A 21,774-nucleotide genomic window follows, 5' to 3' on the forward strand; every position below is an offset into this window, starting at 1 on the left:
GTTTGGAAGGCAGGTGAGTCCGAGCTACAGCACGGCCCATCGAAAGATGGCCAAGGGTGCACACGGACCTCACCTGCCGATCCCAGAATAGCAGATTTCGCTAAGACAAGGGTGCATTAGGCCGAAGGACGTAATGCACCACAATCGGTAACCCCTCATGCAATTTCGGTGGATTACGATCTGACGATCTAATCCACCCTACGGGTTGGTGCCTGTCGTCATCAGGGTGAATGACGCGGCCGTTCATTCACCCTGCAAATTGACTTCACAATGACAATTGTTCTTGGTATGTTCTTGTTATGCCGAACTACCGACGCCTTCACATACCGGGTGGAACCTACGCATTTACTGTTTGCCTTGAAGATCGTTCTTCAAGCCTTCTCGTGGATGAGATTGGGCGTCTGCATCAATGCATCGAGAAGGTCCGGCTCAAATATCCTTTTCAGACCATCGCGTGGGTCGTTCTTCCAGATCACGCGCATATGATCTGGCAACTTCCTCAAGATGATTACGACTTCGCCGTCCGCTGGCGCCTGATCAAAACACATTTTACCAAATCACTTGAACAAACCCGGTCTGGCCGACGCCATGGTGAGCGCGGCATCTGGCAGCGCCGGTTCTGGGAACATCTCATCCGCGACGAAACCGATTTATCTGCTCAGATGGACTATGTGCACTGGAACCCGGTGAAACATGGGCTCGTCGCGGACCCGTCTGACTGGCCACATTCCTCCTGGCACCGATACAGGGAGGATTGGGGGCGCGCGGCATAGCGCCGACCGGGCCTCACACAACGCTGCTTTGAACTTCACCGGCTTTCACGTATGTTACGTTTCGTTTCTGGGTGGAGGAACACGAAAATGCATCGCTTAGTCTTACTCTTTATCGCGGTTGGATTTGCCGGCCTGTCTCATGCGCAAGATCTGCGTCCGAACCAGGCGCCGGTCCGTCCGGGGCTGCAGGCTCAGCCCAGAATGACCGATGTTGAATTGCGGAACATGCAAACGCGCTCGCTTTCGCTGGCCGACAAGCTGACCTTCGCGAGCGCCACCTTGAAGACAAATCTCAATGCGGCGGATCTGAAACCGTCATTCACGCTGAATGTGCAGGAAGCGGAATTCAAAAAGCCCGGCAAAGCCAGCCTGACCATGCGAACGAAGGAAGGCGGCGGCATGTCCATCTTCCAGGTAAAAGGCAGCGTCCCCCAGGTCGGAATCACCGGCGCGTCGGATGTCTGGTTCGACATTCGCAATAGCGATTATGACAGATGGCTTGTTACGGTTACCCTGCGCGGCGAGGGTGCCAATCCGCTATCATTTCGATACTTCTCCGCAGGTCAGCATCGCACAGACACATTGCCGACAAACGGAATTCAGACTTACAATTTTGTGGTTGAAGCAGGCATAGGTCCGAAGCGACTTTCCATTATCAACGACACCCCAGGAACATACTATCTCCGAACCTTTGAAGTGACGCCGATCGACTGACAGGATCCCTGCTCATAAAAACCTCAGAACCGGTTTACAGGGTCTGGATCGCTCCCCATCTCCTGAAAGGACGGAAGGGGAAAGCATCATGAAATACCATCTGGCAGAGCTGAATGTCGGGCGTCTGGTTGCGCCGACCGATGACCCGCGGGTCAAGGAATTCATGGACAATCTGGATTTCATCAATGGTCTTGGTAAACGCATGCCGGGCTTTGTCTGGATGATGGAAGGCTCGGGCGAGCCGGGGACCGGCAATACAGATGCCGCGATTGGCGGCGACCCGCAGCATGTCTCCAACCTCACCGTGTGGGAGGATGTGGAAAGCCTGGAGCGATTTGTCTGGGGCACGGTGCATAAGAAATTCTATGAACGCCGCACCGAATGGTTCGAAGTTCTGGGCGAAATGCATTTTGTGCTGTGGTGGGTGCCCGAAGGCCATCAGCCGACGCTGGAAGAAGCGCTCGAACGCCTCGAAATGCGCCGCCAGCATGGCGATTCTGATGAGGCCTTTGGCTGGGATTATCTCAAGGAAGCCAGCCTGCACCGCACCCATGCCTGCGCTCCTGCGGCTTGATGTTTTTTTGCTCGGCTTTGTTCCTCGCCACGGGCTCGGTCGGCCTGCGCCGGCGCAGTCGCTTGTGTGGAGCGCATCAACAGCCCTGAGCCCGTTCCATGCGAACCAGAGGTTCGCGGGAACAAATATAAACCCTGAGCCCGTTCCATGCGAACCAGAGGTTCGCGGGAACAAATATAAACCCTGAGCGCGTTCCATGCGAACCAAAGGTTCGCGGGAACTACTCAAAAACTATCCCACCCTGCGCTAACCCGGCTTACACTCAGTGCCATGTCGGACGCAGATCTCTCCTATCAGCCACCATCGGCCGCGCCACTGGATGTGGCGCAGCGCCTGAAAGGCTATATCGACCGGGCGGCACGCCTGGCGGAGGATGAGCGCGAACACCCGGACCCGCAACAGCCGCACGCGCGCCCGACCATGATGTATGGTCTGGTGCAGGATATGATGGCGCAGGTTCTGAGGCTCGAATACCAGCTTCGCTGCTTCATTCTGTTTCTCGCGGCAGAGCTGATTGCGCTTGGTGAGCTGGCTGCGCCGCCAGACAGGCGTCCGCGCAAAACCGATTCCGGCAAAAGCCTGATCCAGTTGCAGGATGAAGCCCTGCGCGATGCTCTGGCACCGCTGCCACGGCTCGCCCGCTTTTCCGTTCTGACACCGCTGATCCCTGCGTCCGGTTCAAAACGGCGCCGGCCACGGGCTTATCGTCTTCTGACCGACCGGCTGGAAGTCGTCGATGCCGGGCATGTCTTTGCCCGCCTGAAACGGCTGGCGCATGTGCTTTCCCGCGCTGATCGGTTTGCCATGGCGCTCGCCTGCCGGGCTGTGGCGACCAATCCGGACCCCGCTGATGAACGGATCTGCCACCCGCTCTGGTTTGAGCCTCTGGCGCGCTTTCTTCCGCCGGAATGTCACTGGCAAAGCGCGCCGGATGAGGCCGAGCAGGCGGATGTGAATTTCATCCATTATCTGGCGCAGTCGCGTCTGGAAGCGGCAGGCTTTGGCATACGGCCAGACCCTTATGCAGGCCTGCCGGATCTCGCCTGTCTGGATCCGCCACCGCCGCCACAATTGCGCACGCTGTAACCGCCCGGGCCTCGCCCTGGCGGATCGCGGCGCTTCCGGTAATTTAATCTCCCTACAAATTTTCTGATTTTTTCTGGCCTTTTGCGTCGGCGCCGTTATGGAGAGGCGATCTCCGGTTTTTCAAAGGCGCGTTTCATGTCCACTCCTCCCTGTCCGAATTGTTCGTGCGAATACACTTATGAGGATGGCGCGCTGATCATCTGTCCGGAATGCGCGCATGAATGGTCGCCGTCTGCGGATGCCGAAAACGCCAAAGTCTGGCGCGATGCCAATGGCAATGAGCTCGTTGATGGTGACACGGTCACCGTGATCAAGGATCTCAAGGTGAAGGGCTCGTCGCTGGTGGTGAAGGTCGGCACGCGGGTGAAGAATATCCGCCTCATTGAAGGCGATCACGATATTGATTGCCGCATTGATGGCATTGGCCCGATGCAGCTGAAAACCGAGTTTGTGAAAAAGGCCTGAGGCTTAACGGCCTTCATTTTGCTTGACCGCCGCGGCGGAAATGCGTGTCTTCCCTGAAACAAAAGGGGAGGGCCGACATGGCGTATGACACCATTCTTGTGGAGCAGAAGGGCCGGGTCACCTGGATCACGCTCAATCGTCCGGCGCAGATGAATGCCATCACCCATGCCATGCATGATGAGCTGCAGGCCGCTTTCGATGCCTTCGCCGCAGATGATGATCAGTGGATCTGCGTGGTCACCGGCGCGGGTGAAAAGGCGTTCTGCGCGGGTACTGATCTCAAGGAAGCCGCGTCCAGCTCGACGCGTCACGCCTATCCGAAAAACGGATATGCCGGGCTGATCGAACGGTTTGATCTCAACAAGCCGGTCATTGCAGCTGTGAATGGTCTGGCGCTTGGTGGCGGTTTTGAAGTCGCGCTGGCTTGCGATCTCATCATTGCCAGCGAGAATGCGCGCTTTGGTCTGCCCGAACCGCTGGTTGGCGCGGTCGCGCTGGGCGGCGGTCTGCACCGGCTCGCCCGGCAGATCGGGCTGAAGAAGGCGATGGGCTATATCTTCACCGGTCGCCAGATGAGCGCGGCCGACGCGGAACAGATGGGCCTCGTCAATGAGGTCGTTCCGGCCGATCAGCTCGAGCAGGCGGTCCATGCCTGGTGTGAGGACATGCTTCGCTGCGCGCCGATCTCGATCCGGGCGTCCAAGGAAACCGTCATGTCGGGGCTGGAAGCGGGCGGCGTCGAAGCCGCGATGAAAGCTCAGCCCAACATACCGGGGTTTGTCGAATGGACGAAAGCCGAAGACACGCGCGAAGGGCCGCTTGCTTTCGCGGAAAAGCGCAAACCGAACTGGAAGGGCCGTTAGGGCAGAAACCGCAACAGCATATCGGCGCCGAGCTTTAACGGCTCCAGGCTTTCATATTCGCTCATATCGGCGGTGACATAGACCGCACGGGCGAAGGCCGTTGTGTTGTGCAGCGCCGCAAGTGTGTCCTCATGGGCGTAGGGATCATCCCAGTGCGGGCTTTCCTCCCGGTTGGGCTGCAGGCGGGCGAAATAGTCTGACCAGATCGTTTCGGTCAGCATCTCTCGCTGCGCCAGATAGAGAATGGGGCGGGCGAGGCGTTCGGCTTCGCCATGGGTATAGGCTGGCGCGCCGAGCGGGGCGACCTTGGTTGATACCGCTTCCATGATGATGATGGCTTCGACCATGCCGATGCCGCCATTTCGGGAGATTTGCATCAACAGGTCGGCTGCGTGTGCAATGCCGTGCCGCCAGCCCTCGGTCTCGCTGAAGGCGCGATAGTCTTCGGTATTGGTCAGATAGTCTGCGCCGATCAGCGTGATCCGCTCACGATCTTCCGGGGTGAGCCAGGCGTCGATTGTATCGGTTCGGATGATCTCGGCCAGAATGAGCAGGACGAAAGGCTGCAGGAAACCGGCATCGTCTTCCTGCTGAGAGAGCGCAATCAGCCGGTCTTTCAGTGTATTGAGCGTTTCAGTTTCCGGTCTGTGATCGCGTAGCTGGTCTGTCAGCCGGGTATAGGCCATCTCATCGCGAAGTTTCGGGTCCGGGCTGCCCAGACAGTCAATGAGATCAAGCAGTTGCGCCTCGGACAAAACGGTTTCGGTCACATCCTCTGGCGTCACCGCGCAGGTCGGCAGATCTGTTTCCGCCATGGCGGGTCCGGTTATGGCAAGCAGGCTCGCAAAGCTGAAAAGAAACTGGCGCAATTTTATCCCCCGACGATCCTGGCCAGTTTAGGATGCAATCTCGTTTTGTCCATTTCGGCGCGGTTCAACGGCATCAAGCGCATAAAAAAAGCGGGCCCAGGGCCCGCCTCTCTTTAACCGGTCAGGTTAATGTTATGCCTGATACTCGATCAGGCGCGTTGGGGTTTCGCTGCACCGCTTCTTGGAAGAGGAGCTGAAAGACGCCCAAACAATCCCTGCAAGTGCAGAGACAACTTCAAATGCCACAGCGGCAATATTGACCGAACGTCGTGTCGTGCCGGATATGGTCATGTTCTGTGTATTCATATTTTTTTCCAGACCTTGCTGATGCGACAGAATTGGGTCGAAGCATCGGACTGTTTACCGGCCTGTTCTGGGGCAGGCCGCCCACCATCCTTTGTTTCAACATCTGGAAATAAAACGTCAGGCCCCGCCTTTGGTTCCGGAGTTTGTGCAGCGCAAAATGCGTGAATGCTTAATAAACGCATTTATCCTGTTAAGGCGTGATCCAGCCCATGAGTTCGCGGCTGACCAGCGTTTGCAGAAGATCGATCGCGGGCTCGCTCGCATTCAGGCAAGGCAGAGACGCAAAGTCGGTCCCGCCCGCTTCGATAAAGCTCTCCTTGCCCTGAATGGCAATTTCTTCGAGCGTTTCGAGGCAGTCTGAAATAAAGGCCGGCGCGGCGACAGCGACCTTTTTCACGCCTTCGCCCGGCAGGGCTTCCAGCGTTTTGTCGGTGTAAGGCTGCAGCCATTCGGTCGGGCCAAAGCGCGACTGGAAGGTGGTGCGAATGAAGTCTTCGCTCCATCCCATCTGCTCGCGAACCAGACGTGTCGTTTTCTGGCAATGGCAGTGATAGGGATCGCCCTTTTCGAAATAGGCTTTCGGAATGCCGTGATACGACATCAAAAGCACATCCGGCGTGAAGTCCAGTTTGGAGAGGCTGTCCTGAAGCGAGGTGCAGAGCGCGTCGATATAGGCCGGATCGTCATGAAAGGCCGGCGCTGTTCGCACCGCCGGTTGCCAGCGCATGGTCTTCAGCGCGTCAAAGGTCTTGTCGCAGACGGTCGCGGTGGTGGTCGCTGAATATTGCGGATAGAGCGGGAAGACCAGAATACGGTCGCATCCCTGATCTTTCAGGCGGTCCACCCGCGACTTGATGCTGGGATTGCCATAGCGCATTGCGTAATCAACGATCAGGTTTTCACTGTTGATGCGTGCGCCGAGTTTCTCTGCCTGCAATTTGGTGAAGTGCAGAAGCGGCGAGCCATCTTCGGTCCAGACCTGCTTATAGGCATGGCCGGATTTGGAAGGCCGAAAGGTCAGGATCGGCCCTTGCAGAATGAATTGCCAGATGATCTGCGGCACTTCGATGACGCGAGGATCTGACAGGAATTCGGATAGATAGCGGCGCATGGACCAATAGTCCGTCCCATCCGGGGTGCCGAGATTGACGAGCAGAACGCCGACCTTGCCCTGCGCGATGGATGGGTGTCCGTCCGGTCGATGTGTGTCAGCCATGATCTGCTCAGCCCGCCATTATTGATCTGTGTCTTGATTTAGCTTTTACGGCGCGGACGCAAGGGCAGATCAGAGAAAACCTCGTGGTTTTCCATTGAAAATCAGAATGCTGATATAGGCAAAAATGATGGAGATCAGGCCGCAGCGGTTTTCGGCGTCTGTTCGACGCGGCGGATGAGTGATGGCAGGTAGAAACCGAGCGATGCGGCGCGGTAGCCATACATGATCAGCATCGCACTCCAGACCCCGGCATTGCCGAATTGCTGGCGCAGGATCAAATCGGTCGCCACATAGGCGAGGGTGGTGAAGACGGCGGCATTGCGCAGCGCCTTGCCATGGGTCGCTCCGAGGAAGAAGCCATCAAGCTGCCAACAGGCGAGACCGGCAACCGGGATGATCGCGCAATAGGGCAGGTATTGCAGCGCAATCTGGCGCGCTTCTGCATCGGCAACGACCGCGTTGATGATCGGGCCACCTGTCAGAAAGTAGAGCGCCGACATCGCAATCGCGCAGACAAGCGCAATCTCGCTCGTCAGGCGCATGGCGCGGATCAGTCGGCGGCGGTTTCGCGCGCCATAGGCTTCTCCTATTTCCTTCTCGGCAACGAAGGCAAAGCCATCCAGCACAAAGGCGGATACGCTGACAAACTGCAACAGAACTTCATTACCGGCGAGGGTTGCCGTGCCGAGCCCGGCGCCGGAATTGACGAACCAGGCAAAGACAAACAGAAGCGCCAGCGTGCGAATGAGGATATCGCGATTGGCATTGAACAGCGCGACGAGTTTGGTGCGATCAAAGAGGCCGGTGCCACGTTTGAGGCCTTTGCGGACAATGACCAGCCCGAACGCAAGCGCGACCCATTCTGAGATGGCTGTGCCTGCGCCAATGCCTGCCGGCCCCCAGTCGAGCCCGGCGACGAACCAGATGTCGAGCCCGGCATTCGTGCCATTCATCACGATCTGAAAGATCAGCAGCTGGCCGGTCCGCCCGGTGCCGAGCAACCAGCCAGTGATGCCATATCCCATCAGGACAGCGGGCGCGCCCCAGATCCGTGCGTCCCAATAGTCCCGCGCGAGGTCCTTCACCGCATCGCTTGCGGAGAAGGGCTGGAACACGCCGAGCTTCAACAAAGGAGACAGACAGATAATGGCCACCCCAAGCGCTGCGCCTGTGATCAGGGCGCGCTGCAGGACGGAGTTCACTTCGATCAGATCAGACGCGCCATTCGATTGGGCCGTCAGCCCGGTGGTCGACATGCGCAGAAAGCCAAATGCCCAATAGAGGAAATTCATCACCACGGCGGCAACGCCGACGGCGCCCAGATCCACCTTGGTGCCATGCAGGCCCATCACGGCTGTGTCCACCACGCCGGTCGAGGCCGTAGCAGCCTGTGCCAGCATGACGGGTATGGCGAGCGCCATGACGTTTCGGCGGGTGAGCGTGGTGTCTTCCATGCGTTGCGGCTTAGGTGAGGCGCTCTGAAATGGCAATTGATCTTCATGCTGCGTCATGGTCTCTCGACGCGATGAAAACGCTGGGCGAGATCCTTTCAGACTGGGTGAGGGCGCAAAGACGCGCAGATGATCAGCCGCTATTGTTGATGCTGTCCGGCGCGCAGGGCATCGGCAAATCGACAGCGATGAGACAGCTCGCGCGCGACATTCCGGGCCTTGTTACGCTCGGTCTGGATGACTTCTATCTCACCCAGGCCGAGCGCCGGTCGCTGGCTGATCGCGTCCATCCATTGTTTGAGACGCGCGGGCCGCCGGGGACGCATGATCTGACGCTCCTCAATCAGGTGCTTGAGGGCTTGTTAAGCGGCGCGCCAACAAGCCTTCCGGTTTTCGACAAGGCGTCAGACGATCGATGCCCGCCTTCAGACTGGCCATGGGTGTCCGAGCCGCCAAAGGTCATCCTGCTCGAAGGGTGGATGATCGGGGCGCTGCCAGATGCGGGCGCGCCCATGTCGGCTCCCCTGAACGCTGTCGAAGCGCAGGATGAGCAGGGCCATTGGCGCAGCTTTCAGGAGCGCGCGCTGGCTGACGGCTATGCGAAGCTCTGGGACCTGGCTGATGCGTTCTGCCATCTCTGCGCGCCGGACTTCAGCGCTGTGCTGAACTGGCGCTTGCAACAGGAGGAGAGCAATCTTGGCCTGTTGCCCGGAACGCTGCCAGATGAGCGCCGCCTCTGGGTGGCGCGCTTCATCCAGCATTATGAGCGGATCACCCGCCGTATGCTGGCGGGAGGACGCCGAAGCGGATTGGCGATCCATCTGGATGCACAGCGCCGCGTGGTCGGCGCGCATCAATCCTCTTGATGGCGCGGGCGGCGCGCGCCACACTCGGTATTTCAACAAGGGAGTTGTGAATGCGTGTCTTTCGTCCGGTTGTGGCTCTGGCTCTGGCCCTGGCAGCATCGCTGGCCGCGTGTGGAAATAATGGCAAATCCAGTGAGACGGAGGAGGCGGCTGTGAACGACGCGCCAACGACAGTGGAAGATCGGTTCGCACGCATGGCGCTCGATTGTATCCACCGGCCATATCCGAACAAGATCAGTCACCATATGGAGGGCGATGAAGACCTCGCCATCCCGCGTGAGATGACGCCGGCTTTCTATGGCTGTTTTGACTGGCACTCGGCGGTTCATGGCCATTGGCTTCTGACCCGCATTCTGCGCACCCAGCCGGATACGGCGCTGGGCGATGAAATCCGTGTGGCGTTGTCGCAATCCTTCACCGAGGCCAATATCGAACAGGAACTTGTGCATTATTCGGCGCCGGGGCGTGCCGGGTTCGAGCGCCCTTACGGGCTTGCCTGGTATCTCCAGCTCGTCGCTGAGCTTGAGGAAAGCGAAGATCCGGAACTTTCTGAATGGCGCGATACGCTGCGTCCGCTGGAAGACAAGATCGTTGAGCGCGTCATGGACTGGCTGCCAAAGCTTGCCTATCCGGTGCGCGCAGGCACCCATAACCAGTCCGCATTCTCCTTTGGCCTCATGCTCGATTATGCGAGCACGGTCGGCAATGATCAGCTGGCAACGCTGCTGGCTGAAAAGTCGATGGAATTCTTCAAGGATGATCGCAATTGCCCGATCGGTTATGAGCCCTCCGGCGAGGACTTCCTGTCGCCCTGCCTGATGGAAGCCGATCTGATGCGCCGCATCATGCCACGCTCGCAATATGCAGCCTGGCTTGGGTCTTTCCTGCCAGACATACCACTCGACGGATCAGGTGACTGGCTGGAGCCGGGCATTGTGCTCGATCCGGAAGACGGCAAGCTCGTGCATCTCGATGGGGTGAACCTGTCACGCGCCTGGGCGCTGGAAGGCATTGCGAGTGCGCTGCCAAAAGATGATCCGCGACGGGACGCGCTTCTGGCAGCTGCGCAGCTCCATAAGGAAACCGGCGTCGCGGCCGTTTCTGACTCGCATTATTCCGGCTCACACTGGCTGGCGAGCTTTGCCATGTATCTCACAACGAAGCGGGGGCTTTGATGAAGAACCGTTTCTCAAAAATGCTCTGCACTTCGTCGATCCTGAGTGTTTTTCTGGCCTTGAGTGCGCCCGCTTCTCTGGCATGCAGTTCGGAAATTGAGGCAATGGCGCTGATTGGGAAAGAAGACTGGCCTGAACCAGCTTCAGACGTGAATTATCGGGACTTGCCGGCCTCCCTGTTCGACCGACCGGAAGAACGCTTTGAGTTTGAGTATGAAGGTATGACGTACCAGGCTGTAAAGCTGGATGAGAACGAACAGGACGGCGCAAAGCAATCATCGAAAGTCCGGCCACCTGTGCCTGGTTTTCCTTCAAGTCTGGCTGCGAAGGGTGTGAGCGGACTTTGCGAGGTCAAATTCGACTTAACTGTTGAAGGTGAAATCCTGAACGTTCAGGCGGCTTGTACGCATAAGGGCTTTATTCCTGAGGCCGAACGAGCTGTCGAACGGGCAGCGCTTCCGCCAGCGACCGTGCACGGTCATGCCGTCAGCCTGCAAGATGTGATTTATCCTCTCAGCTTCTGTCTGATGTAAACTGCGTCTTATGCCCGATCCCTGGAACAACCCGATTGATGATTATGTGCCGCCGGAAAACCAGCGGCCCTTCACATACAATCCCCCCGATGTGCCGCTCGACATCGTCTATCAGGACGATGCCATTCTGGTGCTCAACAAGCCTTATGGCTTGCTGTCTGTTCAGGGAAAGCCGCTGCATCACAAGGATTGTCTGGAGTTTCGGGCGAAAGACGCCTTTCCCGGCGCGACCGCGGTTCACCGGCTGGATCATTCCACCTCGGGTCTTATCCTCTTTGCCCGCAGCGAAGCTCTGAAGTCCCTGATTTCGAGGCAGTTTCAGGAACGCACCGTGAAGAAGGTCTATACCGCGCGGGTCTGGGGCAGAATGGCCGAGGATGAAGGGCTCATTGACATTCCCCTACGCAAGAACTGGGAGGACAGTCCGCGTCAGATGGTCTGCCATGAGCGGGGCAAGCGCGCGGTCACGCGCTGGAAAGTGCTGAGCCGGGATGATGGCTCAACGCTGTTAGCGCTTTATCCGGAGACAGGACGCACACATCAGCTTCGCTTGCATACACTTCACATCGGACACCCGATCCTCGGAGATGAGCTCTACGCGCCCGACCCGGCCTATGAGGCGGCCCCGCGGCTTTTGCTGCATGCAAGTGAGCTCGCCTTTGAGCATCCGGTCAGTGGAGAGACGATGAGTTTCTCGAGCACACCGGAATTTGTGTGAGTCTCAGGCAAAGAAAAAGCCCGGCTGAATGCCGGGCCTTCTCTGACAGATTTACTCTGTCGCGTGTTTTACGGCGTCTTTGACGTCACCGCCGACTTTACGGGCTTTGCCTTCAAGCTGGTCGCCCTTGCCTTCGGCTTCCATTTCTTCATTGTCCGTCGCTTTACCGGCGGCCTCTTTGACCTTGCCTTCAACGTTCTTGGCTTCGCCTTTGATATGTTCCTTGTCCATCTCGTGTCTCCTTATTTGGATATGGTAAGACAACGGATGCCGGAGGGGTGTGGTTCCTAAATCCAGCGATTTCGAGCACGCGTTAATTTGATGAAACGGAAGCTTTGAAAGGAACCGTCCAGACTTCGGTGACAGGTGTACCCAGTCCTCCAATGCTCGAATATCCTTGAACGGAAAGGGCGTCGGTACCGAATTCGGCCAGCAGGAAACGGGATTGAGATGTGCTGCCTGAATAGAAAATCGGGACACCCTCATAGTCCGGCATGCCATCCCAGACGCCTTCAGGACCAATGAGTTTGTGATAGTGGCCTGCGAAAATCGCTGTCACGGGAAATTGGCGGAGCAAGTCAGAAAAGCGCTCGCTCATCGCAAGCCGGTCGGCGTGATTGGCACCGGCAAAGCCGCCATCTGCCATCAGCCAGTGTTCACCGGTATCGTGCATGTTCAGGATGATGGTTTTTCCCTGCGCATGCGCTTTTACAAGATCGGTTTCCAGCCAGTCCAGCGCGTTTTCGATGACGTAGGTCTTCTGGGTCATGCTCGTCCAGACAAAGGTGGACCATTGGCGTTCATAGGTCGGGAAATTGTGCAGCTGAACGAAATGGATGTCGCCGACATCCCACGAATAAGAAAGGCTGCCTGTTGTTGTTTTCGACATGAGTCCGTTTGCAACGGTGACATCGGCCTCGACGCCAAGCGGTCCGGACAGACGCGCGACCATATAGTCGATCATGCCGTTGGCAGCCTGATTGAGCCAGGTGTCATTGATATTGTTCAGATAGTCGTGGTTTCCAAGCCCCTCATAGAGCTTGAGTGGTGAGGCGAGCCAGATCTCCTTGTAGACTTTGAGCTCCTTTGGGTGGCCATAGGCTGTCAGGTCGCCATTGATGATGACGCCTTTTACGTCGCCGCGTGTATCCGCGAGCGATGTCATGGCATCGCGCTGATCGATATTGAGCTGGCGAGCGCGCTGGATACGCGTATCAGCGTCTTCATCGCAGTCGCCATCAGTGCAGTTTGTCCAGGGATATTGCGGATCGGACGAGACGATCATGCTGAAAGATTCAGATGTTGCGCTCAAAGGTGCGCTCAGACACACACCGGCCAGAGTCAGTCCGGCCAACAGGTTTTTAAATGACATGGATTCCCCCAAAACACCGCGCTCCAATTCGGCGTCAGCCTGCTCTTTATGACAATCGCGCAGCGTGAGCTATCAGAATTACGCGGTGTGCAGGTTCGTGGTGATGCGTGCTCTCGTGTTGCGCATAAAACAGCTTATTGCGTTACGTCACATGGCCACCACGCGAGAGATATCGCGATGAAGGGCGATTTCCTTCTGGCCTCTTTTCACGTCACGCGCTAACACGCCGGAAGCGAAATCAAGATGACCGATAGGAGTTTTACTCATGGGATTGTTTGGCGAGAAGAAGGGCAAGATGCGTACAGAGACTGACAGTTTCGGTCCGCTTGAGGTTCCAGAGGACAAGCTCTGGGGTGCACAGACGGCCCGTTCGCTGATCAACTTCCCGATCGGTGAAGAGAAAATGCCAGCGCCGGTCATTCGTGCGCTCGGTGTCATCAAACGTTCTGCCGCGCTCGCCAACAAGAAGCTGGACAATATCGAGCCGGAGATTGCCGACGCAATCGTCAAGGCCGCGACGGAAGTTGCCGAGAACAAGCTGGACGATCATTTCCCGCTGTCCATCTGGCAGACAGGCTCTGGCACGCAGTCCAACATGAACTCGAACGAGGTCATCTCGAACCGTGCGATCCAGATCATGGGCGGCGAAGTCGGCTCCAAGGATCCGGTTCACCCGAATGATCACTGCAACCGGTCTCAGTCTTCGAACGACACTTTCCCGACCGCCATGCACATTTCAGCGGCTGAAGAGATTGTTCACCGCCTGCTGCCAGCGCTGCAATATCTGCGCAACGCGCTGAACGACAAATCTCAGGCGTTCAAGGACATCATCAAGATTGGCCGCACGCACACGCAGGATGCGACGCCTCTGACGCTTGGCCAGGAGTTCTCTGGCTATGTCGCGCAGATGGATCTCGGCATCAAGCGCGTGCAGGAAGGTCTCGAACACCTCTATCCGCTCGCACAGGGTGGTACGGCGGTTGGTACCGGCATCAATGCGAAAGTCGGCTTTGCCGAGGCGTTCGCAGAAGAAGTGGCAAGCTTCACCGACATTCCGTTCATCACGGCGCCAAACAAGTTCGAAGCGCTGGCCGCACATGACGCTTTTGTCTATGCGCACGGATCTCTCAACACGGCTGCGGCTTCGCTGTTCAAGATTGCGAACGACATTCGCTTCCTGGGCTCTGGACCACGTTCCGGTCTCGGCGAACTCGCTCTGCCAGAAAACGAGCCGGGCTCTTCTATCATGCCGGGCAAGGTAAACCCGACACAGTGTGAAGCCATGACGATGGTCTGCACGCAGGTTATGGGCAACAACACAACCATGACGGTTGCCGGCAGCCAGGGCCATTTCGAGCTCAACGTCTACAAGCCGGTCATGGCCTACAACATGATCCAGTCGATCCGCCTTCTGGCGGATGCGTGTAACTCCTTCACCGACAAATGTGTGGTGGGTATCGAAGCACGCACCGACAACATTACGCTGCTCATGAACAAGTCGCTCATGCTGGTCACGGCGCTCAACCCGCACATCGGGTATGACAACGCGACCAAGATTGCGAAGAAAGCGCACAAGGAAGGCACGACCCTGAAAGAGGCGGCTGTCGATCTTGGCCTGCTCACCGAAGAGCAGTTCGATGAATGGGTGAAACCTGAGAACATGATCAGCCCAAGCTAAGCCGAGCTGATATCTGACACGGGAAAGCCTGCTCTGAACGGAGCAGGCTTTTCTCGTTTCCGGCCACCACATGCGACGCTATGGCAGATATAATTTTATAAAATTCGCATATAAAAACCATATCATTGTTATGGTCATTATAGGGGGCCGTTATGGTATTAGATGGTTTGGCAATTGCGGGTCTGGTTGGCTTCGGCGTTCTCATCATTGTGTCGGTTGGCGTCAGCTACGCATTCTGGCGCTTGTCCCGCAAAGGGCCGGGTGAGCTTTAAACCTCGCCAGGCCTCAATGGTTAATCACAGGTCGTGTATCTAGGCGTGCTTCGCCTTTTGGCTGCGGCGCGGACTGACACTGCGTTTCGGGCTTTTCCCGATTGTGCCGGTGACGCCAGCATTTTTGTGGTTAACGTAGGGTAAGCGCTCAGCCTGAAACTTTGGCGAACCCATAGCGAATATTCTAAGCTCGGGCTGATACCTCTTGTCGCTGAACAAGAGGGAAGACGCTATGAGCCTGGATACTCCGGCAATTTCTGGAACAGATGCGCAATCGGCAAATCGTCTGGATCTCGGTGCGCTGCCGTTCATCCTGAGCATCTTTGTCGGAGCCGTGCTGATCTTTCTGGTTCAGCCCATGTTCGCAAAGATGGCGACCCCACTGCTCGGTGGTTCGCCATCGGTCTGGAATGTCTCGCTGGTCTGTTTTCAGGCCGCCTTGCTTGGTGGGTATGGCTATGCCCACATTCTGGGGCGGCTGAAATCTGTCCGCACGCAGGTTCTGATCCACGGCCTCGTTTTTCTGAGCGGGACGATCTGTCTGCCGCTCGGGCTGACAGGCGTGTTTGGTGATCCAAGTGCAGACCATCCGGCGCTCTGGCTGATCGGGGTTTTCCTGTTGTCTGTCGCTCTGCCGTTTGCGGCTGTGTCGGCCACATCGCCTCTGATCCAGAGTTGGTATGCGCGTACAAACCGCGCCGATGCAGATGACCCGTATTACCTTTATGCGGCCAGCAATATCGGGAGCCTGATCGGTCTGGCGGCCTATCCGCTGCTGATGGAGCCTTTCACGCGGGTCGCGACGCAGAGCGCGTCCTGGGCGGCCGGTTATGGTGTGCTTTTCTTCCTGTTGATGGGAAGCGGGTTTGTTGCGTTCCGGGGCAGTCTGGCACGTCAGGCGCAGGCGTCCGTCGAAGAGGCGCGGGCTTCACTCAGCTGGAAAGAACGTTTCATCTGGCTGGGGCTCGCTTTCATTCCGTCCAGCCTGCTGGTCGGTGCCACAACCCATATCACGACAGATGTCGCCGCTGCGCCATTCCTCTGGGTGCCACCGCTGACGCTTTACCTCCTGACCTTCGTCCTGGTGTTCGCCAAAAAGCCGCCCATCCCGCAGGCCGTCATTCTGCGCTTTCAGCCTGTCGTCATGGCAGGCGTCGTGCTGGTCCTGCCGCACTTCATCGATGTCGGCTGGTTTCTGGAACTGGCGCTCACACTGCTTGGTCTGTTCTGGGCCAGCATGACCTGTCACGGATTGCTGGCAGAACGTCGCCCGCATGTCTCGCGCCTGACAGAGTTCTATTTGCTCATGTCGCTGGGCGGCGTTCTGGGCGGGGCTTTCAATGCGCTTATTGCGCCGGTCATCTTCGATCTGGTGCTTGAGTATCCGCTTGTGCTGGCCGCCTCCTTGCTGGTTCTGCCGGCAACGCAATCATCCTTCGATGGGCGGGGGCGTGTGCTCTTTGGTATATTGGCAGCGGTCGTTGCGGTCATTCTGTTCAATCGCATTGCGGGCATTTCGCTGTCCGGCGGAAGCGCTGTCATCTTTATCGCTTTGCCGACCATCATGATTGTGCTGGCGCGTGGGCGACGGTTTCTGATGGTCTCTTCCTTCGCCGTGTCTGTCTTTGCTGGACTGATGCTGAACCCTTATGCAAGCGGCACCAGCGAGCGCGGCTTTTTCGGTATTGTGAAAGTGCTCGAAATTGATGGCCGCCGCGCCATGATGCACGGCACAACGCTTCACGGTGCTCAGTTCCTCGAAGGGGAACGCGTCCTGAAGCCTCTGACATATTATGGCGCGAACACGCCAATTGGTCAGACTTTCCGCCAATACAATGACGCCGAAACGGTCGGGGTCGTCGGTCTGGGTGTTGGCAGCGTCGCCTGTTATGGCATGCCGGGGCAGGATTGGGTGTTCTTTGAGATCGACCCGATTGTCGTCAATATCGCGAAAGATCCGGACCAGTTCACTTTCCTTTCAGAGTGCCAGCCGGATGCCCGCATGGTGGTTGGTGATGCGCGTGTGCAGCTCACCTATGAGGATGACCGGTTTTTCGATCTGCTCCTGCTCGATGCTTTCAGTTCTGACTCGATCCCCGTGCATCTGGTGACGCGCGAAGCGATGCGGCTCTATCTCAGCAAGCTGGACGATGACGGCGTTTTCATCGCGCATATCTCGAACCGGCATATGGCCCTGGAGCAGGTGTTTGCGCGCCTTGCAGCTCTGGAAGGTGCGGTCGCGCTTGTGCAGAAATACCAGCCGACTGCAGAACAGCGCGAAGAAGGGCAGACCGCAACGCATGCCATGTTGTTCGCCAAGAATGAGGCAGCGCTGTCACGGGCGCTCGCATCTGGTAACTGGGAGCGCATTGAATCGGATGGCAAACGCCCCTGGACCGATGACTACACCAATATTCTCGCGGCTATGCTGGCATTTCATCAGAACTAGTCGCAGACAGGCGCAGCGGTTTTCAGGAATGTCAGATGACAGAAGGCGGCAGTGTCGCTAGCGTCGGGCCATGATTTATACATTTCGTGCTCTGTCTGTGGCATCCATCGCTGCCCTGTCATTCGTCGCTGCGTCCTGTAGCAGCGTTTCTGTCGATCCGTGTTCCCGAGCGGGTGTGGATGCGCGCATGGAGGACAGTCTTTCCGACTATGCCCGAAGCGTTCGCGGCGACATCAACGACATACGCCAGGCGGGCCGGTTCATGGGCGGCGAGACGACCTTTGGCGCGATGCGGATTGCCAAAGCGGTGTCTGCGCTGGAAAATATGATCGATCGGTTCAACAGCGATGTCGTGCCAGACATTCAGGCGATCCAGGATGAGTGCGGCGCTGTTGTGGTGACGCGTGACGTCTTCTTCGAATTCCTTGATGATGCCGGCGTGAACCGGAATGTTCGCGATTGGGCAGACAGAATGGCCAGCATGATTGAGGATGGCGCGGCAGACTAACGCGCTTGACGAAACCGCGCGTTGAGCGCAAGGGGCGGACATGAACCCTATCCTGAAATTCGTGAACCGTATGGATGCTTCTGCGTGGCGATCTGTGATCGTGACGCTGTTGCTGCTGGTCAGCGTCATCAGCATCCTGCTGATGGGGCGGCTGATGCTGTTCACGGGTGAAGAAGACGGTCTGATGGCCGATGTGCAGACTTATCTGCAATCGCTCAGGTCTTCCCCTTTTGGTCTGCTTGCCGTGATTGTGGTGTTCTGCATTCTGGCTTTTCTGGGCGCGCCGCAGTTTGGTCTGATGGGGGCTGCCGTGCTCGCCTTTGGGCCATGGCTGGGCTTTCTCTATGCCTGGATCGGGACGATTGTCTCGGCAAGCCTGACGTTCTGGTGTGGTCGCTGGTTCGGCATATCTCTCGTCAAACGCTATGGCGGTGAATCGATCCAGAGGTTGTCACGTTTCATGGGGCGCAATGATTTTCTGGCGAGCGCAGTGGTGCGAAACGTCCCGACGGCGCCCTTCATTGTTGTGAATATGGCGTTCGGTGCGAGTGAAGCGCGCTTTTTGCACTACGCCGCTGGCGTGGCTGTCGGGATCATTCCGAAAACATTGCTGATGGCGCTTTTCGGACAAGCCGTGGCGCAGAGTCTGGCGGGCAATCCGCTCTTTGCGTTTGGCGCGCTGGCCGCAATGGTTGTGTTGTGGATCGCGCTGATGCTGTTCGCCCGCACACGCATCAAGAACAATGAAAAACCCGTTCCGGCTGAACAGGGTGAAGAAACTGGCGAAAATCACCTCTGATAGCTGTTGTCGCGGTAAAAAGGTGTCGTCGCTCATATAAATCGACATGGAACCGCAAAATTCTTGCGCATTCGGCGGTCGCATTCTTGACTTTACTCAGGTTTCGCGACGATAAGCCCATTATGACTAACGAACTTGTTCTCCTGCTTCGTCTTACCGGGGGCCTTAGTGGCCCCTGTCCGCGTCTTATTTAAGGACTCGGTGCACGGGTCCGCGCGGTCAGGGGATGTCTTCCGAAAGATCAACTGAACAAGCGTGAGCGAACAAGTATGACCGCCGAACCACATATCCGAATTTTTGACACAACCATGCGCGATGGCGAACAGTCGCCTGGCGCCAGCATGACCATGCGCGAGAAGCTCGATCTGGCTGAGCTGCTTTGCGAGATGGGCGTTGATGTCATCGAAGCCGGCTTCCCGGCAGCGTCTACAGGCGATTTTGACTGCGTGCGCCGCATCGCAGAACAGACCGCAAAGAGCGATACGATCGTGTGTGGTCTGTCGCGCTCCACCCCGCAGGACATTGACCGCTGTGGTGAGGCGGTCCGTGCCTCTGGCAATCCGCGTATCCATACATTCATTGCCACCAGCCCGATCCATATGGAGCAAAAGCTCAAAATGGGTGAGAATGCGGTGCTTGAAGCGATTGGCCGCTCGGTATCGCAGGCGCGCAATCTGGTCGGCGATGTCGAATGGAGCGCCGAGGATGCGACGCGTTCCGATTTCGAATTTCTCTGCCGCGCGGTTGATGTCGCGATCTCAGCAGGCGCGCGTACGATCAACCTGCCGGATACGGTGGGCTATGCGCACCCGGAAGAATATGGCGCCATGTTCCGCAAAATCCGTGAAACGGTTCCTGACGCAGACAAGGTGATCTGGTCGGCGCACTGCCACAATGATCTGGGGCTTGCTGTGGCGAACTCTCTGGCCGCGGTCCAGAACGGGGCCGGGCAGATCGAATGTGCGATCAATGGCCTTGGCGAGCGTGCAGGCAATGCGGCGCTGGAAGAAATTGTCATGGCCTTGCGCGTACGCCGCGATGCTTTGAAATGTGAAACCAAGATCGACACGACGAAGCTCGCGCGGGCTTCGAAAATGGTCAGTCAGATCACAGGCTTTCCGGTTCAGTACAACAAGGCGATTGTCGGCAAGAACGCTTTTGCGCATGAGAGCGGCATCCACCAGGATGGCATGCTGAAAAACGCGCAAACCTATGAAATCATGAACCCGGAAGATGTCGGTGTTTCGAAGACGTCTCTGGTGATGGGCAAGCACTCTGGTCGCCATGCATTCCGCGACAAGCTGAAAGCACTTGGCTATGAGTTGCAGGACGAAGCGCTGAATGACGCATTCAAGCGTTTCAAGGATCTCGCAGATCGCAAGAAGCACGTCTTTGATGATGACATCATGGCGCTTGTTGATGAGCAGCTCTCACGCGGTGATGAGCGCATCAGCTTCAAACGTCTGCGCGTGGTCGCCGGTTCTGAGGGACCTCAGACAGCCGAGATTGATCTGGAAGTTGATGGCGAAACGAAATGGACCACGGCACGTGGCAATGGTCCGGTCGACGCTGTGTTCAACGCCATCCGTGAAATCGTTCCGCACACAGCGGTTCTGGAGCTCTATCAGGTGAGTGCTGTCACGCAGGGCACAGATGCTCAGGCTGAGGTCAGCGTGCGTCTGGCGGAAGATGGGATTGTCTCGACAGGACGCTCTGCGGACCCGGACACACTGGTCGCAAGCGCCAAGGCCTATCTGCATGCCTTGAACAAACTGGAAATCCGTCGACAGAAGCGGATCGCTGCCTAAAAGCTGCCACAGTATTGCAATTTCCTCGAAAGCCCAGCAATTGCTGGGCTTTCTTTGGTTTGGTCGAGAGGGAACGGAGTGTTCCATTATAAAGAAAAAACTCCGCATCTCCCCTCTTGCTTTACAAATTGTAAACCGGCACAAGCAAAGAAGGTTGGGGTGTGAGTATGAGTAAAATACAGGGGCAAAACCTCCCTGTGGAATGCGGCGGTTAAAATGATTGGTAGCCTTCTCGGCCTTTTATCTACGGATATGGCGATCGACCTCGGAACAGCGAACACGCTTGTTTACGTTAAAAATCAAGGGGTTGTGATCGACGAACCTTCGGTTGTTGCATACCGGAAGGAAGGCAACCGTAAGATCCCTTACGCGGTCGGTGCTGAGGCGAAAGCCATGCTTGGCAAGACGCCAATCGCAATGGAAGCGATTCGTCCCATGAAGGATGGCGTGATCGCCGACTTCGAAGTGGCCGAAGAAATGATCAAGGCCTTCATTCGCAAGGTTCACAATCGCCGCGCCTTCGTCTCTCCGCTGATCATTATCTGTGTGCCAACCGGTGCGACCCCGGTCGAACGCCGCGCCATTCACCAGTCTGCTCTGCAGGCCGGTGCCCGCCAGGTCCAGCTCATCGAAGAACCAATGGCCGCCGCAATCGGCGCCGGTCTTCCGATTGATGAGCCATCAGGTTCGATGGTTGTCGATATCGGTGGCGGTACGACCGAAGTTGCTGTGCTCTCGCTTGGCGGCATTGTTTATTCCCGCTCCGTACGTGTCGGTGGTGACCGTATGGACGAAGCGATCGTGAACTTCCTGCGTCGCCATGAGAATATGCTGATCGGTGAAATGTCAGCGGAGCGAATCAAAAAGGAAATCGGTACGGCGAAAGTGCCGGATGATGCGATGGGCATGTCCATTGAGATCAAGGGCCGTGACCTGATGAACGGCGTGCCGAAAGAAACCGAGATCACCGAAGCCATGGTTGCTGACGCGCTTTCCGAGCCGGTTCAGCAGATCATTGATGCGGTAAAGACCGCACTTGAAGCCATGCCGCCTGAACTGGCAGCCGATATCGTCGATAAGGGTATCGTTCTGACGGGCGGTGGCGCACTGCTTCGCAACCTTGACGTTGTCATCCGTGAGCGGACACAATTGCCTGTCACGATCGCTGATGATCCACTCAAATGCGTCGTGCTCGGTTCGGGCAAGGTGCTCGAAAACTTTACTTCAATGAAAGGCGTTCTGTCGCCGGAAGTCTGATGGACGCGATAAAAACGGGGAA

The 21,774-nt window shown here is 57.2% G+C and carries 22 protein-coding genes; 16 read left to right on the forward strand and 6 right to left on the reverse strand.

Annotated elements, in window-relative coordinates; genetic code table 11:
- Positions 1–299 precede the first annotated feature (299 nt).
- The 6 genes from ACFQDM_RS03240 (at position 300) to ACFQDM_RS03265 (ending at position 4,475) form a co-directional block, all read left to right on the forward strand.
- Complete coding sequence (locus ACFQDM_RS03240) at positions 300–773, forward strand: REP-associated tyrosine transposase (RefSeq protein WP_377375411.1); 474 nt, start codon at positions 300–302, stop codon at positions 771–773.
- A gap of 87 nt (positions 774–860) precedes the next feature.
- Entirely contained in the window at positions 861–1,487 is a 627-nt protein-coding gene (locus ACFQDM_RS03245) for a hypothetical protein (protein ID WP_377375414.1), read from the forward strand.
- An 88-nt stretch (positions 1,488–1,575) separates the two neighbouring features.
- Positions 1,576–2,061 (forward strand): DUF3291 domain-containing protein, encoded by a 486-nt coding sequence (locus ACFQDM_RS03250; RefSeq protein WP_377375416.1) that lies wholly within the window; start codon positions 1,576–1,578, stop codon positions 2,059–2,061.
- 270 nt (positions 2,062–2,331) lie between these two features.
- Positions 2,332–3,147, forward strand: a complete 816-nt coding sequence (locus ACFQDM_RS03255; protein WP_377375418.1) for a hypothetical protein — start codon at positions 2,332–2,334, stop codon at positions 3,145–3,147.
- A gap of 135 nt (positions 3,148–3,282) precedes the next feature.
- On the forward strand, positions 3,283–3,612 hold the full coding sequence (locus ACFQDM_RS03260) for a zinc ribbon domain-containing protein YjdM (RefSeq protein ID WP_377375421.1): 330 nt from the start codon (positions 3,283–3,285) through the stop codon (positions 3,610–3,612).
- Positions 3,613–3,689: 77 nt separating this feature from the next.
- A complete protein-coding gene (locus ACFQDM_RS03265; protein WP_377375424.1) occupies positions 3,690–4,475 on the forward strand; it encodes an enoyl-CoA hydratase-related protein in 786 nt (261 codons plus the stop codon).
- Here the strand turns inward: ACFQDM_RS03265 and ACFQDM_RS03270 are convergent.
- The 4 genes from ACFQDM_RS03270 to ACFQDM_RS03285 form a co-directional block, all read right to left on the reverse strand.
- On the reverse strand, positions 4,472–5,344 hold the full coding sequence (locus ACFQDM_RS03270; RefSeq protein WP_377375427.1) for a DUF2785 domain-containing protein: 873 nt from the start codon (positions 5,342–5,344) through the stop codon (positions 4,472–4,474). The two genes, ACFQDM_RS03265 and ACFQDM_RS03270, sit on opposite strands and share 4 nt — an antisense overlap.
- A gap of 132 nt (positions 5,345–5,476) precedes the next feature.
- Positions 5,477–5,650 carry a hypothetical protein gene (locus ACFQDM_RS03275; RefSeq protein ID WP_377375430.1) on the reverse strand — a complete coding sequence of 58 codons (174 nt, stop codon included), beginning with the start codon at positions 5,648–5,650 and terminating at the stop codon, positions 5,477–5,479.
- A 190-nt stretch (positions 5,651–5,840) separates the two neighbouring features.
- On the reverse strand, positions 5,841–6,866 hold the full coding sequence (hemH, locus tag ACFQDM_RS03280) for a ferrochelatase (protein ID WP_377375433.1): 1,026 nt from the start codon (positions 6,864–6,866) through the stop codon (positions 5,841–5,843).
- A 134-nt stretch (positions 6,867–7,000) separates the two neighbouring features.
- The gene (locus tag ACFQDM_RS03285; protein WP_377375436.1) at positions 7,001–8,377 is read right to left on the reverse strand and encodes an MATE family efflux transporter; all 1,377 of its coding nucleotides are present in this window, start codon (positions 8,375–8,377) and stop codon (positions 7,001–7,003) included.
- Between ACFQDM_RS03285 and ACFQDM_RS03290 the strand changes: the two genes are divergently transcribed.
- The 4 genes from ACFQDM_RS03290 to ACFQDM_RS03305 are packed head-to-tail and all read left to right on the forward strand — an operon-like array spanning position 8,350 to position 11,609.
- On the forward strand, positions 8,350–9,183 hold the full coding sequence (locus ACFQDM_RS03290) for a hypothetical protein (RefSeq protein WP_377375438.1): 834 nt from the start codon (positions 8,350–8,352) through the stop codon (positions 9,181–9,183). The two genes, ACFQDM_RS03285 and ACFQDM_RS03290, sit on opposite strands and share 28 nt — an antisense overlap.
- 50 nt (positions 9,184–9,233) lie before the next feature.
- Positions 9,234–10,358, forward strand: coding sequence for a DUF2891 domain-containing protein (locus tag ACFQDM_RS03295; RefSeq protein ID WP_377375441.1), 1,125 nt, complete (start codon positions 9,234–9,236; stop codon positions 10,356–10,358).
- Positions 10,358–10,891, forward strand: coding sequence for an energy transducer TonB (locus tag ACFQDM_RS03300; protein ID WP_377375442.1), 534 nt, complete (start codon positions 10,358–10,360; stop codon positions 10,889–10,891). The genes ACFQDM_RS03295 and ACFQDM_RS03300 overlap by 1 nt, the downstream gene beginning before the upstream one ends.
- Positions 10,892–10,901: 10 nt before the next feature.
- A complete protein-coding gene (locus ACFQDM_RS03305) occupies positions 10,902–11,609 on the forward strand; it encodes an RluA family pseudouridine synthase (protein ID WP_377375445.1) in 708 nt (235 codons plus the stop codon).
- 51 nt (positions 11,610–11,660) lie between these two features.
- Here ACFQDM_RS03305 and ACFQDM_RS03310 read toward each other — a convergent pair whose 3' ends face one another.
- Entirely contained in the window at positions 11,661–11,840 is a 180-nt protein-coding gene (locus tag ACFQDM_RS03310) for a CsbD family protein (protein WP_377375448.1), read from the reverse strand.
- An 82-nt stretch (positions 11,841–11,922) separates the two neighbouring features.
- Positions 11,923–12,981, reverse strand: a complete 1,059-nt coding sequence (locus tag ACFQDM_RS03315; protein ID WP_377375450.1) for a metallophosphoesterase — start codon at positions 12,979–12,981, stop codon at positions 11,923–11,925.
- Between the two features lie 265 nt (positions 12,982–13,246).
- Between ACFQDM_RS03315 and fumC the strand changes: the two genes are divergently transcribed.
- From fumC to ACFQDM_RS03345, 6 genes are all read left to right on the forward strand, one after another.
- On the forward strand, positions 13,247–14,659 hold the full coding sequence (gene fumC, locus ACFQDM_RS03320; protein WP_377375452.1) for a class II fumarate hydratase: 1,413 nt from the start codon (positions 13,247–13,249) through the stop codon (positions 14,657–14,659).
- Positions 14,660–15,163: 504 nt separating this feature from the next.
- Positions 15,164–17,380, forward strand: coding sequence for a fused MFS/spermidine synthase (locus ACFQDM_RS03325; RefSeq protein ID WP_377375454.1), 2,217 nt, complete (start codon positions 15,164–15,166; stop codon positions 17,378–17,380).
- A 70-nt stretch (positions 17,381–17,450) separates the two neighbouring features.
- On the forward strand, positions 17,451–17,888 hold the full coding sequence (locus ACFQDM_RS03330) for a hypothetical protein (protein ID WP_377375457.1): 438 nt from the start codon (positions 17,451–17,453) through the stop codon (positions 17,886–17,888).
- A 40-nt stretch (positions 17,889–17,928) separates the two neighbouring features.
- Positions 17,929–18,687, forward strand: a complete 759-nt coding sequence (locus ACFQDM_RS03335; RefSeq protein WP_377375459.1) for a TVP38/TMEM64 family protein — start codon at positions 17,929–17,931, stop codon at positions 18,685–18,687.
- 269 nt (positions 18,688–18,956) lie between these two features.
- Entirely contained in the window at positions 18,957–20,495 is a 1,539-nt protein-coding gene (locus ACFQDM_RS03340) for a 2-isopropylmalate synthase (RefSeq protein ID WP_377375460.1), read from the forward strand.
- Positions 20,496–20,711: 216 nt separating this feature from the next.
- Complete coding sequence (locus tag ACFQDM_RS03345) at positions 20,712–21,752, forward strand: rod shape-determining protein (protein WP_377375463.1); 1,041 nt, start codon at positions 20,712–20,714, stop codon at positions 21,750–21,752.
- Positions 21,753–21,774 lie beyond the last annotated feature (22 nt).

It is taken from the genome of Ponticaulis profundi (genome assembly GCF_042659465.1).
GTDB classification, from domain to species: Bacteria; Pseudomonadota; Alphaproteobacteria; order Caulobacterales; family Hyphomonadaceae; genus Ponticaulis; species Ponticaulis profundi.